We start from the raw sequence: 15,864 nt of genomic DNA, 5'->3' as shown, positions 1-15,864 counted from the left end.
CGCGCCCCCACCCCCGTTCCGGAAGGATCCCGTCCTCGTCATGGCCGTCCCGTCCGCACGCCCCCGTGCCCGCCGCAGGCCCCTGGTCGCCGCGCTGTTCTCCGCCCTCGCCCTCGCGGCCACCGCCGTCCCCGCCGGAGCCGCCCCCACGGCCGACCGCGTCCCCGTGCCGCCGCACAACCCGTACGCGGGCCCCGACGGGACCGCCACCATGCACGGGGACACCGGCTCCTCGGACACCACCCCGCTGGCGGGCCCCGGCGCGGGGAACCTGTCCTCGAAGCGGGTGGCGCTCGCCTCCGCCTGCCCCACGGTCCTCGTCGGCTCCGACGGCCACCCGGTCGTCCTGTGCACCCCGATCTTCGGCCAGGTCCCGACCGTCCACCTGCTGAACCCGGCCGACGGCTCCTCCCTCACCAGCCTCCCACTCACCAAGGGCTCGCTCCTCGGCGGCGTCTACGCCTACCTCGACGACGAGGACCGGCTCGTCGTGGTGGACGGCAGCCGCAGCCTCCTGCGCGTCGCCCACCGCAAGGACGCCTCGGGGAAGTGGCGCCTCTCCGTCGACCGCAGCCTCTCCCTCGCCTCCGCCGTCCCCGCCGACGACGCCGTCACCGGCCTCTCGCCGGACTGGCAGGGACGCGTCTGGTTCGCCACCGGCAACGGCGTCGTCGGCCTCGCCGACGACCGGACCGGACAGGTCTCCACCCTGCGCCTGCCCGCCGGCGAGCGCGTCGCCAACAGCATCTCCACCGCCCCCGAGGGCACCGCCGTCACCAGCACCCACGCCACCTACCTGCTCACCGCGGGCGCCGACGGCACGCCGGAGATCGCCTGGCGGCAGGCGTACGACCGGGGGCAGGCCCGCAAGCCGGGCCTGCTGAGCTGGGGCAGCGGCTCCACCCCGACCTTCCTCGGCCCGAGGACCGGCACCGACTACGTCGCGATCGTCGACAACGCCGACACCACCGTCCGCCTCAAGGTGTACCGCACCGACGGCGGCGCGGAGATCTGCTCGATCCCCGTCCTCCAGGCCTCCGGCGGCCCCGGCAGCGAGAACTCGCCCGTCGGCGCGGGCAACAGCGTCTTCGTCGCCGGCACCTACGGCTACCCGTACCCGGCGCTCCCGGACGGCGCGGGCCCCTCCGTCCCCTCCTCGGCCGACTTCGCCGGCGGCCTGACCCGGGTCGACATCCGCCCCGACGGCACCGGCTGCGCCACGGTCTGGGACAACACCCTGCGCTCGGCGGCCGTCCCGAAGCTGTCCACCGCCACGAACACCCTGCACACCGTCGTCCGCGACCCGCTCATCCCCGGCACCAGGAGAACGGGCATCCTCGACCCCTACCGCTACGTCCAGATCGACCCCGCGACCGGCCGCGTCACCCGCTCCAAGCAGGTCGGCATCGGATCCCTCTACGACACCCTCCAGATGGCCGGCACCGTCGCCCCGGACGGCGCCTACCTCCAGGGCACGGTGACGGGCGTCCTGCGGATCACCGCGGGCTGAGCCCCGCCCCGCGTCAGTACACGTCGCGCACGTACCGCCGGTCCGCCGCCATTCGTTCCACGTAGGCCGCCGCCTCCTCGTCGCCCATCCGGCCGTGGTGGGCGACGAGTTCGCGCAGGGTGTGGTCGACGTCCTTGGCCATGCGGGCGGCGTCGCCGCAGACGTGGAAGTGGGCGCCGTCCCGCAGCCAGGACCAGAGGACGGAGCCGTGTTCGCGCATCCGGTCCTGGACGTAGACCTTGTTGCGCCGGTCGCGGGAGAAGGCGGTGTCGAGCCGGTGGAGGTGGCCGGAGGCGAGATGGGCCTCCAGTTCCTCGCGGTAGTAGAAGTCGGTGGCCTCGCGCTGCTCGCCGAAGAACAGCCAGTTGCGACCGGTGTGGCCCCGGGCCAGGCGGTCCTCCAGGAAGCCGACGAAGGGGGCCACGCCCGTCCCGGGACCGACCATGATCAGGGGCGCGGCCGGGTCGGCCGGCGGCCGGAAGTGCGGGGAGCGCCGCACGAAGACCTGGACGGGGCCGTCGTCCGCGTGGTCGGCGAGATAGGCCGAGCACACCCCGGTGCGGTCCCGGCCCCGGTCGTTGGTGTAGCGCACCACGGAGACGGTGAGCCGGACCTCGCCCGGGTGGGCCAGCGGGCTGGAGGAGATCGAGTACAGGCGCGGCTGGAGGCGCTTCAGCACGCCGGTCCACTCGGCGGCGGAGGCGCGGACGGGGAAGCCCCCGATCACGTCGGCCGGCTGGAGCCCCCACCCCCACTTCGCCAACTCGTCCTTGTTGCCGGGGCGCAGCAGCCGCTTGAGGTCGTGGCTCCCGGACCGCTCGGCCACGAACCTCAGCAGGTCCGGGGTGACGTGCGTGATGTCGAGCCGGGTCCGCAGCGCCTCGGCGAGCGGCAGGGGCCCGGCGTCGCCCGCGTCGACCGGCTCGTCGGGGTCGAGCCCCGTGAGCGCGAGCCACTCGGCGACCGGTCCGCCGCCGTTCACCGGCCACACCCCCAGCGCGTCGCCCGCCTCGTACGCGAGCTCACCGTCGCGCGTGTCGAAGGCGAACCGCCGCACCTCCTTCTGCGAACCGGGCAGGCTCAGGAGCCGGTTGCCGACGAGGAGCGTGGGGAACGGCGAGGCCTTCGTGTACTCCCCGGACCGCACCGCACCCGAGGCGCCGACCCGCCCCGCGGAGGCGGAGGCGGAGGCGGGAGCGGGGGCCGGAGCCGGGGCGGCGAGCAGCGGCAGGAGCGCCGCCAGCCAGGCCGCCGAGCTCTCCTCGTGGTCGGGTTCGCAGTCGGTACGGGGATGGAGGCGGGTGGCGCCGAGTTCGGCGAGGCGCTCGTCCACCCGCCGCCCGTGCCCGCAGAAGTCGGCGTAGCCGGAGTCGCCGAAGGCCAGGACCGCGAAGCGGACGCCGTCGAGCCGGGGCGCCTCGGGGGAGGCCAGCGTCCGCCAGAAGGACGCCCCGTTGTCCGGGGCGTCGCCGTCCCCGAACGTACTGGTCACCACCAGCAGGTCCGCGTCGGGACCGATCCCCCCGAGGTCGGCGCTCTCCATCGGCAGCAGGGCCGGGGCGTGCCCGGCCTCGGCCAGCAGCCCGGCGGCACCGGCGGCGAACTCCTCGGCCGTACCGGTCTGGGAGGCCCACAGGAGCAGCAGACGGCGCGCGGGGACGGTCCCCGCCCCGTCCCGCTCCGGCGCGCCGGGCGGGAGCGGCGCCGGTGCTCCGGCCCGCGAGAACGTCCCGGCCAGGACCCCGTCGACCCAGAGGCCGTGCTCCGGCGCGAAGGGCGCGGACGCCGGGAGCACCGGCACGCGGCCGTCGGCGGGCGCTCCGGCGAGCCCGGAGAGGAAGCCCGCCAGGTAGCGGCGCTCCGGCTCGGTGAACGGGGGAGGGGTGAGGTCCCCGACGCCGAACAGGGCGGCGAGCGCGGGCACGGCCCCTCCGCCCGGGCCCTGATCAGGCTTCGGCCGCCGTCCCGGATTCGTCTCCTGCCCGGGTTCCGGCTCCCGCTCCGGGCGGGCGACGGGCACGGGAGCGGTCGTCTTCGCGAGGGTCACCGCGCACACCTTGAATTCGGGCTGGAAGGAGATCGGATCGACGGCGTCGTTGGTGACGGCGTTGATGCTCAGGTACTCGCCGAACAGGTCGTTCCAGTGGAACGGGGCGAAGCAGTTCCCGGGCCGGACCCGGTCGGTGACCACGGCGGGAAGGACGGCCCGCCCGCGCCGCGAGGCGATCTCCACGCCGTCGCCCTCGGCGACGCCGAGGGCCGCCGCGTCCTCGGGGTGGATCTCGACGAACGGGCCGGGGTTGAGCTTCCCGAGCCTGGCGACCTTGCCGGTCTTGGTCATCGTGTGCCACTGGTGCTGGAGGCGCCCGGTGTTCAGGACGAACGGATACGCGTCGTCGGGCAGTTCGGCCGCCGGGAGGTGCGGGCGCGCGAAGAACCGGGCGCGTCCGCTCGCCGTCGGGAAGACCAGCCGGGGCCGGGTGCCGTCCTCGCGCTCCAGGAGCGTCTGGCTGACGCCGTCGTTCACGTACCGGACCGGATTGCGGTCGGGCCCGTCGGGAGTCGGGGCTGGCCACTGGACGGGAGCGGCGCGCAGCCTGTCGTACGTCACGCCGCGCAGGTCCCAGCCGGTCTGCGGGTTCCACGCCCGCTTCAGCTCCTCGAAGACCTCCTCCGCCGAGTCGTACGTGAAGCCGTCGGCGAAGCCCATCGCGCAGGCGACCCGGGCGATCAGCCGCCAGTCGGGCAGGGCCTGCCCGGGCGGGTCCACGACCCCCTGGACGAGGGTGAGGTTCCGCTCGGAGTTGACCATGACGCCGTCGGACTCCGCCCACAGCGTGGCGGGCAGCACCACGTCCGCGTACGCGTTGGTCTCGGTCTCGGCGAACACGTCCTGGGTGACGACCAGTTCGGCGGCCTCCAGGGCGTCGATGACGGTCCTGCGGTTGGCGACCGAGGCGACCGGGTTGGTGCAGATGATCCAGCAGGCCTTGATGTCCCCGGCCGCCATCCGCTCGAACATCTCCACCGTGCCGCGCCCCGCCTCGGTCCGCAGCGTCCCCCCGGGGACGTTCCACAGCTCCTCGACGAAGGCCCGGTCGGCGTCCACGAGCACCGACCGCTGGCCGGGCAGCCCCGGCCCCATGTAGCCCATCTCCCGGCCGCCCATGGCGTTGGGCTGCCCCGTCAGCGAGAAGGGGCCGGCGCCCGGGCGGCAGATCGCGCCGGTGGCGAGGTGCAGGTTGACGAGCGCGTTGGTGTTCCAGGTGCCGTGCGTCGACTGGTTGAGCCCCATCGTCCAGCAGCTCGTCCAGGCGCCGGCCTCGCCGATCCACCGCGCGGCCTCCCGGAGGTCGGCCTCGGGGACGCCGGTGATCCCGGCGACCTTCGCGGGCGGGTAGTCGGCGAGGAAGGCGGGCATGTCCTCCCAGCCCTCCGTGAACTCCGCGACGAACTCGCTGTCGACGTGCCCGTTCTCCACGAGCAGGTGCAGCAGCCCGTTGAGCAGGGCGAGGTCGGTGCCCGGCCCGACCGGCAGGAAGAGGTCCGCCTTGTCGGCGGTGGCGTTGCGCCGGGGGTCCACGACGATCAGCTTCGCCCCGGCCGACTTCACCCGGTCCATCATCCGCAGGAAGAGGATCGGATGGCAGTCCGCCATGTTGGAGCCGATCACGAGGAACACATCCGCGTGGTCGAAGTCCCCGTACGAGCCGGGCGGCCCGTCCGCGCCGAGCGACAGCTTGTAGCCGGAGCCGGCCGACGCCATGCACAGCCGCGAGTTCGACTCGATCTGATGGGTGCGGACGAAGCCCTTGGCCAGTTTGTTCGCCAGGTACTGCGCCTCCAGGGACATCTGCCCGGAGACGTAGAAGGACAGCGCGTCGGGCCCGTGCTCGTCCAGGATCGCGCGCAGCCGCCCCGCGACCCCGGTGACGGCGGCGTCGACGTCCGTCTCGACCGGCTCGCCCCCGCGCTCCGCCCGCACCAGCGCCTTCCCGAGCCGGCCCGGAGCCGCCATCATGTCGGCGCTCGTGGCCCCCTTCGTGCACAGCCGCCCGGAGTTGGCCGGGTGCGCCTTGTCGCCGGACGCCTTCACGATCCGCCGCAGCCCGGTCGCCGGGTCGCGCGCGACATCGAGGACGATGCCGCAGCCGACCCCGCAGTACGAGCAGACCGTCCGCGAAGTCCCGCCCTCCGGCTCCATCGGCACCCCTCCTCATCGCCTCCCGGACGGGAGGTCTCCCACGGCCACGACCGTAGGAAGTCCCGGTTTCCGGACGATCACGCCCCTCGCGCACGGGGCGTTACACCGGACGCACCACGGGGGGCGGAGCGCCGTGAGCACCGCGCCGGTACGCCATTCTCCCCGGTCGCGGGGGCTGCCCCGGCCGCGCCCGCCCGGCCCGGTCGGCAGGACAGGCCCTAGAGTGCGGGGATGCCGTCGTACAGCATGGGGCAGGCCGCGCGGCTGCTCGGAGTGAGTTCGGAGACCGTTCGCCGGTGGGCGGACGGGGGCAGGCTGGCCGTGGAGCGCGACGGGTCCGGCCGGCGGTCGATCGGGGGCGAGGCCCTGGCCGCCTTCGCCCGGGAGCGGGGCGCCGGGCTGCACGCTGTCCCCGAGGACGGGGTGGCGACCTCCGTGCGGAACTCCTTCGTGGGCATCGTGACCGGGGTGCGGACCGACGACGTGGCCGCCCAGGTGGAGGTGCAGGCGGGACCGCACCGGCTGGTGTCCCTGGTGACCCGCGAGGCGGTCGAGGAACTGGGGCTCGACGTCGGGGCCACGGTCACCGCCCGGGTGAAGTCGACCAGTGTCCACATCGACCTGACCTGACCTGACCTGACCCGACCCGACCTGACCCGACCCCCGCCGCGAACGGTCCCGGCCGGATCCGGGTCAGCGGCAGAGGAGGGCGGCGCGCAGGTCCACCCGGTCGTCGAGCCGGGACAGGTCCCGGCCGGTGAGGGTCTCGATGCGCTCGACGCGGTAGTGCACCGTGTTGACGTGGATGTGCAGCGCCTCGGCGGTCCTCGCCCAGGAGCAGTCGTGCGCCAGGAACACCTCCAGGGTCTCCAGGAGCATGGCGCCCGACCCCCGCCCGGCGCCCAGCAGGGGGCCGAGGACCGTCGCGCGGTAGACCTCCCGTACGCCGGAGGGGACACCGGCGAGGAGCAGGGCCAGCCCGCCGAGATCGCGGAGCCCGGCGACCCGGGGCGGCGCGGCGGGGACCGCCGCGAGGGCGTAACGGGCCTGCGCCAGCGCGGTGTTCAGCGACGTGGGGTCGGTGACGGGCAGGCTCAGACCGACCCGCCAGGCGCTCTCCGGCCGGCAGTCCCGGACCAGCGGCCACGCCGCGCGCAGGCCCTCCTCCACCGCGTCCGCCGCGCTCCCCTCGTGGGCGACGACGGCCACCGTCTCGCCGTCGGCGCCCCGGGCGGCGGCGAACGCGGCGGACGGCAGGTGGCCGAGCGCCTCGGCGAGGGCGGCGACGCCGTCGGCACCGGCGTCCCCGTCCGGCTCCAGGGCCGCGGCGACCACCGTGTACGCGGCCCGGTCCGCCAGGCCGCAGGAGTCCAGCGCGCCCCGCAGTCGGTCGGTGTCGGCGCGCAGGGCGCCGACGGCCTCCACGAGCCGGGCGGCGGCGAGGTCGCGCGCCGCCCGGTGCCGGTCCCGGCCGCGCCGGTGCCGGCCGAGGAGCTCGGATATCTCCTGGAGGACCCTCGGGGGCACCCGCCCCTCCTCCGGCAGGTGCAGGTGCCAGGTGTCGAAGTCCGTGCCCTCGGCCTCGACGCGCAGCGTCGTCCCCCGCCCGTCGCGCAGCGCTTCCGCGGCCTCCCGGGCGGAGAGGCGGGCGGCGTCGCCGGTGCGGGCGACGGTCCGGCCGGTGGCGGTGAGCAGGTGGCAGACGGGCGCGCCGAGGTGGGCGAAGGCCCGGTCGAGCAGTTCGCCGGTCGTCGCGCCGCCCTCCAGGGCGCGGTCGAGGTCCCGGCGGACGTTCTCCGGCAGGGCGTGGTGGCCGCCGGGGGCGTGCCGGCCGAGCTCGCCCCACTGGCGCAGGTAGACGGCTTCGGTGACGGCCCGGAAGCTGGTGTGCGGGGGCACGGAGACGAGGGCGACGCGGTGCCTGCGGCACGCGTCGACCAGCTCGCGCGGCACGTGCCCGTGGGTCTCCTCGCCTGCGAGCAGCGCCACCGCCCCCGCCCGTCGCAGGGCGGACACGAAACGGTCGGTCTTGGCCGGTGCGTCGTCCCGGCTCCACCACACGAGCCCGCTGAGCACGACCTCGCCCGGCTGGAGGAAACGCGTCGGGTCCTCCAGATCGGTCGCGGTGACCCCGGCGATCTCCTGGCCGAGCAGCGTCTCGTCGCCCCAGACGAGGGAGAGGTCCAGACGGTCGAGTCGGAGGAGGTGGTCGACGTGCATACGAGGCTCCTTGCGCGGTCGCGGGACGGGCCCGCCCTCACATTCACGAGGCGAATGCGGGTCGCTGCATCGTAGATGCCCGGCTCCGGACGGAGAACGCCTCCTGGTGGATCATCCAGCGCGGGGGTCCGGGAGACGGACGATTTCCGGGTTCGCGTCCAGTCGTGCCGGGGGGCTCCGCCGGGCTTCACTGGCCTGAACGAACCGGCTTGAACGGAACGGCCGAAAGCCGGGCGGCGCCGTCTCGAAAACAAGGCCCTCAGGGCAAGGCCCGCAAGACAAGGCCCTCAGGGCAAGGCCCTCGGGGCGAGGCGCCCTCAAGACCAGGCGCCCTCAAGACGGCAGCCGGGACGCGGCAGCACAGGAGGCAGGGGTGGGATGGATCTGAACACGATCACGGACGTGAGGGACGCGCGCCGCGCCGAGCCCTGGCGCCCCGGCGACGCGTGGCTGGGCGGCGGGACCTATCTGTTCTCCGAGCCCCAGCCCCACCTGCGCCGCCTCGTCGACCTGGGCCGGATGGGCTGGGAGCCGCTCACCCGCCACGCGGACGGCTCGCTGGAGATCGCCGCGACCTGCACGATCACCCAGCTGTCCCGCTTCGGACGGCGCCTCCTCGACGCCCCCGCCGCCCCGCTCTTCGAGCAGTGCTGCCGGGCCTTCCTCGCCTCCTTCAAGATCTGGAACACGGCCACCGTCGGCGGGAACCTGTGCAACGCCCTCCCGGCCGGACCGATGATCTCGCTCGCCGCCGCCCTCGACGGCAGCTGCCTCCTCCGGGCGCAGGACGGCTCCACGCGCGAGGTGAAGGTGGCCGCATTCATTCGGGGCGCGGGCCTCAAGGACCTCGCGGAGGGCGAACTGCTGCGCTCGGTGACGCTGCCCGGACGCGCACTGGGGTGCCGTACGGCCTTCCGGCAGGCCTCGCTGTACGGGCTCGGCCGGTCCGGCGCGCTGGTGATCGGCGCGCTCGACCCGGTGGACGGCTCGCTGGCGGTCACGGTGACCGCCGCCACCACCCGCCCGTTCCGGTTCTGGTTCCCGCTGCCGCCCACGCGCGCGGGCCTCCGGTCCGCGATCGAGACCGCCGTACGGGACGAGGACTGGTTCGACGACATCCACGGACTGCCCGAGTGGCGCCGCCACATGGGCCTGCGCCTCGCCGAGGAGGTCCGCGACGAGCTGACCCGGGACCGCCGGAAGGACGACCGATGAGCTTCGAACTCCACGTCAACGGACGCCCGTCCGGCATCGAGCCGCGCGCCGGCCAGTGCCTGCGCACCTACCTCCGCGAGCGCGGCTGGTTCGGCGTGAAGAAGGGGTGCGACGCGGGCGACTGCGGGGCCTGCACGGTCCACGTCGACGGCGAACCCGTGCACAGTTGCCTCTACCCCGCCGTGCGGGCGGAGGGCCGCTCCGTCACCACGGTCGAGGGGCTCGCCTCCCCGGACGGCGCACTCCACCCCGTACAGGAGAGGTTCCTCGACGCGCAGGGCTACCAGTGCGGCTTCTGCACCGCCGGGTTCCTCATGACGACCGCCGCCCTGGAGGCCGAGCGGGACACCCCGCACGACGACGGCAAGCTCGACGACCTGCCCCGCGCCTTCAAGGGCAACATCTGCCGCTGCACCGGCTACCGGGCGATCGAGGACGCCGTACGGGGCGTGAAGCACACCGAACGGCCCCGCGCGGGAGAGGCGGTGGGCCGCAACGTCCGTGCCCCCGCCGGCCCCGGGGTCGTCACCGGCACCGCCCGCTACACCTTCGACGTCGAGGTCCCCGGCCTGCTGCACATGAAGCTGCTGCGCTCCCCGCACCCGCACGCGCGGATCCTCGCCGTCGACACCTCCGCCGCGCTCCGCGTCCCCGGCGTGCACGCCGTCCTCACCCACGAGGACGCCCCCGCCACCCTGTACTCCAGCGCCCGCCACGAACACCCCACCGAGGACCCCGACGACACCCGCGTCCTGGACGACGTCGTCCGGTACGTCGGCCAGCGGGTCGCCGCCGTCGTCGCCGACAGCGAGCGGGCCGCAGAGGAGGGCTGCCGCCGGATCGAGGTGACGTACGGGGAACTGCCGTACGTGATCGACCCGGAGGAGGCCATGCGCCCCGGCGCGCCCGTCGTCCACGCGGGCAAGGGGCCGCGGGAGCGCATCGCCCGGGTCGCGGACAACGTCGCGGGCGAGGTCCACGGCGAGATCGGCTCCGTCGAGGACGGCTTCGCCGAGGCGGACGTCGTGTACGAGGAGACCTTCCGGACCCAGCGGGTGCAGCACGCCAGCCTGGAGACGCACGGCTGCGTCGCCTTCTTCGAGCCGAAGGAGGACGGCACGGGCGAGCGGCTCACCGTCCGCTCCTCCACCCAGACCCCGTTCCTGACCCGGCGGGCCCTGTGCGCGCTGTACGGCCTGCCGGAGGACGGGGTGCGGGTGGTCGCGGGCCGGGTCGGCGGCGGCTTCGGCGGCAAGCAGGAGATGCTCACCGAGGACATCGTCACCCTCGCCGCCCTCAAGCTGCGGCGGCCCGTGAAGCTGGAGTACACCCGCGCCGAGCAGTTCCACGGCGCCACCACCCGCCACCCCTTCACCGTCCGGATCAAGGCCGGCGCGCGGAAGGACGGCACCCTCACCGCCGTACGGATGCGGGTGGTGGCCAACACCGGCGCGTACGGCAACCACGGCCCGGCGGTGATGTTCCACAGCGTCGGCGAGTCCTTCGCCGTCTACCGCGCCCCGCACAAGAAGGTCGACGCCTACTCGGTCTACACCAACGTCGTCCCGGCCGGCGCCTTCCGCGGCTACGGCCTCGGCCAGGTCACCTTCGCCGTCGAGTCGGTGATGGACGAACTGGCCCGCAGGCTCGGCATGGACCCGCTCGTCTTCCGCGAGAAGAACGTCATCGGCCCGGGGGAGGGGATGCACAGCCCGATCGGCGAGGAGGAGGACCTCCACATCGCCTCGTACGGACTCGACCAGTGCCTCTCCGTCGTGCGGAACGCCCTCGCCGGGGACCGCAGCGCCGAGGACGCCCCCGAGGGCTGGCTCGTGGGCCAGGGCACGGGCCTGGCGATGATCGCCACCGGACCGCCCGGCGGCCACTACGCCGACGCCCGCGTCTCCCTCCTGGAGGACGGCACGTACGACATCGCGGTCGGCACGGCCGAGTTCGGCAACGGCACCACCACCGTCCACCAGCAGATCACCGTCGGCGCCCTGAACACCACCGAGGACCGGACCGCCGTCCGCCAGTCCGACACCGACGTCGTGCGCCACGACACCGGCGCCTTCGGCTCCGCCGGCACCGTCGTCGCCGGCAAGGCCGTCCTCCTCGCCGCCACCTCGCTCGCCGAACGGCTGCGCACCCTCGCCGCCCGGCACACCGGCGTCGCCCGGCACCTGTGCGTGCTCGGCGCCGAGTCCGTCGACTGCGCGGGCCGTACGGTGACCCTGAAGGAGCTGTACGAGGCGGGGCACGCGCTCGGCGCAGCCGGGGAGCTGGCGGCGGACGGGCACTGGGGCGGCTCGCCGCGCTCGGTCGCCTTCAACGCCCAGTGGTTCCGGATCGCCGTCGACCCGGACTCCGGGGAGATCCGCGTCCTGCGCAGCGTCCACGCCGCCGACGCCGGCAAGGTCATGAACCCGATGCAGTGCCGGGGCCAGGTCGAGGGCGGGGTCGCCCAGGCCCTCGGCGCCACCCTCTTCGAGACCGTCCGCGTCGACGAACGCGGCGAGGTCACCACGGCCGCGTTCCGCCGCTACCGCCTTCCCCAGTACGCCGACGTGCCCCGCACCGAGGTCCACTTCAGCGAGACGACCGACGCCATCGGCCCGCTCGGCGCCAAGTCGATGAGCGAGAGCCCCTTCAACCCGGTCGCCCCCGCCTTCGCCAACGCCCTGCGGGACGCCACGGGCATCCGCTTCACCGAACTGCCGCTGACCCGCGACCGCGTCTGGCTCGCCCTCGACCGCCGGGCCCGGAACGTCGGCGGGAAGGACGGGCACCCATGAGGCGAAGCCTCGTAGAAAGCTCACAGATGCGGCGGTACGAGCGGGATCCGGGTGGCAATCACGGTTCCCCGCTCCGGCGGCCGGGTATCACTGCGCGCAGCCGCAGCACCGACCGCCGCGAGGGGACCGACGATGAGCCGACCGAACACCGCACCCCGCCCGACGCCCGCCGCCCCGCCCGTACCCGCCGGATCCTTCGCCCTGTGGGGGGACGTGGCCCGCCCCGTCACGCTCGCCGTCGCCGACCTGCGCCGGGGCGGTGAGCAGCACCGGGCCGAGGTCGTCTTCGACTGCGCCACCGACGGACCGCGGCGCCACACCTTCGCCGGGCCCCTCCTCCGGGAGGTCGTCGCCGCGGCGCGCCCCCGCTTCGACCCCGCCCGCCGCAAGGAGCGCTCCCGCTTCCTGCTCGCCGTCAGCGGCGGCGACGGGCACCACGCGCTCCTGTCGTGGGCGGAGATCGACGCGGACTTCGGCGACGCCCCCGTCCTGCTCGCGACCCGGATGGACGACCGGGACCTCGACGGGGACGGCCCGCAGCTCGTCGTCCCGTCCGACCGCTGCGGCGCCCGCTACGTCAGCGCCGTCACCGGCATCTGGATCGGCCCCGCCCGGCTCGCCGGAGTCCTCCCGTCCGGAACCTGAGACCGGGGACGCCGCCCCTCGTCGATTCCTACGACCAGCCTCTCATCCGCGATGGAGAGACCCACCAGTTTGTTGCAGATGAGAGGGAACGAGGCCTAACGTGTCGCACATGCAGCCCCGTACCACCGGGCGCGTCGCGCGGGAACGGGCACCGGGAACCGGCACGCGGGCCACCGCCCGCGCGCGGCCGGCCGGCGTGCGCACCGACCGCACCTGACCGCCCCTCACACGGCACCGGAACCACACGGCACCGGACACCACGCAGTACGGAACCACAGCTCCGGAACCGCACGGCACCGGAACCAGACAGCTCCGGAACCACGCAGTACCCGAACACCTCGGCCGTCGGCGCGGCCGGCCCGTCCACGCACCTTCCGTTCGTTCCCAAGGAGTCCCGATCCCCATGTCCCTCACCCCCGCCGGGCGCCGTACCGCCGCCGCCGTGCTCACCGCCGCCCTGCTCGTGCCGCTCGCCGCCTGTTCGAGCGACGGCGGCGAGAAGGACACCGGCGGCTCCACGGCCACCGCTTCCGGCTCCGCGAGCGGCGCCCCCGCGGCGAAGCTCACCGTGCTCGCCGCCGCCTCCCTCACCGACGTGTTCAAGACGGCCGGCGCCGCGTACGAGAAGTCCCACCCCGGTACGGAGCTGACCTTCTCGTTCGCCGGTTCGCAGGAACTCGTCGCCCAGGTCTCCCAGGGCGCGCCCGCCGACGTCCTGGTGACCGCCGACACCAAGAGCATGGACAAGGTGAAGGCCGACACCGGCACCCCGGCGGTCATCGCGAAGAACCGCCTCGTCATCGCCACCGGCGAGGGCAACCCGCACAAGGTCGACGACCTGAAGGACCTCGCCGACACCAAGCTCAAGGTCGTCCTCGCGGCCCCCGAGGTCCCCGCCGGCAAGTACAGCAAGCAGATCCTCGACAAGCAGAAGATCACGGTGAAGCCGGTCTCCCAGGAGCCCAACGTGCGCGCCGTGCTCAGCAAGGTCGAACTGGGCGAGGCCGATGCCGGACTCGTCTACAAGACCGACGCCGAGAGCGCGAAGGACAAGGTCGACGCCGTCGAGATCCCCGACGACCAGAACGCCGTCGCCCAGTACCCCGCGGCCATCCTGAAGGACTCCAAGAACGCCGAGGCCGCCGCCGCGTTCGTCGCCTGGCTGTCCTCGCCCGAGGGGCAGAAGATCCTCCAGGACGCCGGCTTCCAGAAGCCGTAACGTACGGGATCGTCCACGATCGGGAGGGGCTGCCCGTACGGGGGAACGGGCAGCCCCTCCGCTCCACGCCTCCACCTCTCCGGGACCGAACGATGAAACGAGCAGGCACCCGCGTCTCGGCGAGGCGCCCCGGGACCCCCCGGCCGCCCCTCGCCCTCGCGCTGCCCGCGCTGGCGGCCGTGGCCTTCCTGTCACTGCCCCTGGCCGGCATCCTCGTACGGACCGAGTGGGGCGGTCTCGCCGGCCACCTGACGGCACCGGGGACCGTCGAGGCGCTGCGGCTGTCGCTCCTCGTCTCCTTCTGGGCGCTCGGCCTCTCGCTGCTCCTCGGCGTCCCCCTGGCCTGGCTCCTCGCGCGCGTCCCCTTCCCGGGCAAGGCGCTCGTCCGCTCGCTCGTCCTGCTGCCGATGGTCCTGCCGCCGACCGTCGGCGGCGTCGCGCTGCTCCTGGCCTTCGGCCGGCGCGGACTGCTCGGGCCGTGGCTGGAGGACACCTTCGGCCTCACCCTGCCGTTCCACACCTCCGGCGCGGTGGTCGCCGCCACCTTCGTCGCGATGCCCTTCCTGGTGATCAGCCTGGAGGGCGCCCTCGGCGGGCTCCGGCCCCGGTACGAGGAGACGGCGGCCTCCCTCGGGGCCTCGCCGGTCCGCGTCTTCTTCACCGTCACGCTCCCGATGGTGGCGCCCGGGATCCTCGCCGGCGCGGCCCTCACCTGGGCGCGGGCCCTCGGCGAGTTCGGCGCCACGATCACCTTCGCCGGGAACCTGCCCGGCACCACCCAGACCCTGCCGCTCCAGGTCTACCTCCTGCTCCAGGAGGAACCCGGCGCCGCCACCTCCGTCTCCCTCCTGCTCCTCGCCATCGCGATGGCGGTCCTCATCGCCCTGCGCGGCCGCTGGACCGGCACCCCGGCGGACCGGAGGCGCCGACCCGCTCCCGTCGAGGAGCCGGCGACGGCGGGACCGGCCGTGGCGGAACCCGTCGCGGCGGAGCCGCCGGACGGAGGCGCCCCCGGCGGCCGGTGGGCGCTGCACGCCGACGTCACCGGCTTCACCCGGCTCACCCTGGACGCCGGACCCGGCACCACCATCGCCGTCGTCGGCCCCAACGGCGCCGGCAAGACCACCCTGCTCCGCGCCCTGCTCGGCCTCACCCCCCGCGCCCACGCGGACCTCCGGCTCGGCGACGAGGACGTCACCGCGCTGCCCCCGCACCGCCGCCACGTCGCGTGGGTGCCGCAGGACGGCGCGCTCTTCCCGCACCTGTCGGCCCTCGCCAACACCGCCTACGGCCTGCGCGCCCAGGGCGTCGCCCGGGCCGGGGCCCGCCGCGAGGCACAGGCCTGGCTCGACCGGCTCGGCGTCGGCCACCTGGGACACCGGAAGCCCGCGCAGCTCTCCGGCGGCCAGGCCCAGCGGGTCGCCCTCGCCCGGGCGCTCGCCGCCCGCCCCCGGCTGCTCGTCCTCGACGAACCCCTCGCCGCCCTCGACCAGACCACCCGGGCGCACGTCCGGCACACCCTGCGCACCCACCTCGCCGGCTTCGGCGGCGTCTGCCTCATCGTCACCCACGACCCGGTCGAGGCCGTCTCCCTCGCCGACCGCGTCCTCGTCCTCCAGGACGGCCGCACCCTCCAGGACGACACCCCCGCCGAGGTCACCCGCCATCCCCGGTCCCCCTGGGTCGCCCGGATGCTCGGCCGCAACGCCTGGCCCGGCACGGCCACCCCGGACGGCCTCGCGCTCGACGGCGGCGGCACCCTGGTCGCCGCCGAACCCCCGCCGCCCGGCACCCCGGCGCTCGCGATCGTCGCGCCCGAGGCGGTGTCCCTGCACCGCGAGAGGCCCGCGGGCAGCCCCCGCAACGTCTGGCCCGGCACCGTACGGGAGATCACCGCCAGCGGCAGCAGGCTCCGGGTCCTCGTCACCTCCCCGGACGCCCCCGACCTCGTCGCCGAGATCACCCCGCAGGCCGCCGCCGAACTCGGCCTGGCGGACGGGGTGCCGGTCTGGACCGGCCTCAAGGCGACCGAGACGACGATCGTGCCCCTCTGACG

General features: G+C 74.7%; 9 protein-coding genes. 7 read left to right on the top strand and 2 right to left on the bottom strand.

The genetic code is table 11. The annotated features are described in order from the left end of the window. Window positions 1–40: 40 nt before the first annotated feature. Complete coding sequence (locus ACIQVI_RS20600) at window positions 41–1,510, top strand: hypothetical protein (protein ID WP_403597765.1); 1,470 nt, start codon at window positions 41–43, stop codon at window positions 1,508–1,510. A 13-nt stretch (window positions 1,511–1,523) separates the two neighbouring features. On the opposite strand, the gene ACIQVI_RS20595 is transcribed toward ACIQVI_RS20600, so the two are convergent. Next, entirely contained in the window at window positions 1,524–5,714 is a 4,191-nt protein-coding gene (locus ACIQVI_RS20595; protein WP_403597762.1) for a molybdopterin-dependent oxidoreductase, read from the bottom strand. Window positions 5,715–5,945: 231 nt separating this feature from the next. Here ACIQVI_RS20595 and ACIQVI_RS20590 point away from each other — a divergent pair, with 231 nt between their 5' ends. Further along, entirely contained in the window at window positions 5,946–6,344 is a 399-nt protein-coding gene (locus ACIQVI_RS20590; protein WP_351970680.1) for a TOBE domain-containing protein, read from the top strand. A 63-nt stretch (window positions 6,345–6,407) separates the two neighbouring features. Here the strand turns inward: ACIQVI_RS20590 and ACIQVI_RS20585 are convergent, their stop codons facing one another. Further along, the gene (locus ACIQVI_RS20585) at window positions 6,408–7,934 is read right to left on the bottom strand and encodes a PucR family transcriptional regulator (RefSeq protein ID WP_403597759.1); all 1,527 of its coding nucleotides are present in this window, start codon (window positions 7,932–7,934) and stop codon (window positions 6,408–6,410) included. A 378-nt stretch (window positions 7,935–8,312) separates the two neighbouring features. Between ACIQVI_RS20585 and ACIQVI_RS20580 the strand changes: the two genes are divergently transcribed. From ACIQVI_RS20580 to ACIQVI_RS20560, 5 genes are all read left to right on the top strand, one after another. Then, on the top strand, window positions 8,313–9,149 hold the full coding sequence (locus tag ACIQVI_RS20580; RefSeq protein WP_403597755.1) for an FAD binding domain-containing protein: 837 nt from the start codon (window positions 8,313–8,315) through the stop codon (window positions 9,147–9,149). Further along, window positions 9,146–11,944, top strand: coding sequence for a molybdopterin-dependent oxidoreductase (locus tag ACIQVI_RS20575; RefSeq protein WP_403597752.1), 2,799 nt, complete (start codon window positions 9,146–9,148; stop codon window positions 11,942–11,944). The genes ACIQVI_RS20580 and ACIQVI_RS20575 overlap by 4 nt, the downstream gene beginning before the upstream one ends. Before the next feature lie 132 nt (window positions 11,945–12,076). Then, window positions 12,077–12,589, top strand: coding sequence for a molybdopterin-dependent oxidoreductase (locus ACIQVI_RS20570; RefSeq protein ID WP_351970676.1), 513 nt, complete (start codon window positions 12,077–12,079; stop codon window positions 12,587–12,589). 403 nt (window positions 12,590–12,992) lie between these two features. Next, window positions 12,993–13,808 (top strand): molybdate ABC transporter substrate-binding protein, encoded by an 816-nt coding sequence (gene modA, locus ACIQVI_RS20565; RefSeq protein ID WP_403597748.1) that lies wholly within the window; start codon window positions 12,993–12,995, stop codon window positions 13,806–13,808. A 92-nt stretch (window positions 13,809–13,900) separates the two neighbouring features. Next, window positions 13,901–15,862: an ABC transporter permease gene (locus ACIQVI_RS20560; protein ID WP_403597745.1), complete on the top strand. Its 1,962-nt coding sequence runs from the start codon at window positions 13,901–13,903 to the stop codon at window positions 15,860–15,862. Window positions 15,863–15,864 lie beyond the last annotated feature (2 nt).

The sequence above is a fragment of the Streptomyces sp. NPDC098101 genome (genome assembly GCF_044760185.1).
GTDB lineage: Bacteria > Actinomycetota > Actinomycetes > Streptomycetales > Streptomycetaceae > Streptomyces.
Note: the sequence above shows the minus strand (reverse complement) of the source record. Positions and strands in the feature narration are given on the sequence as shown.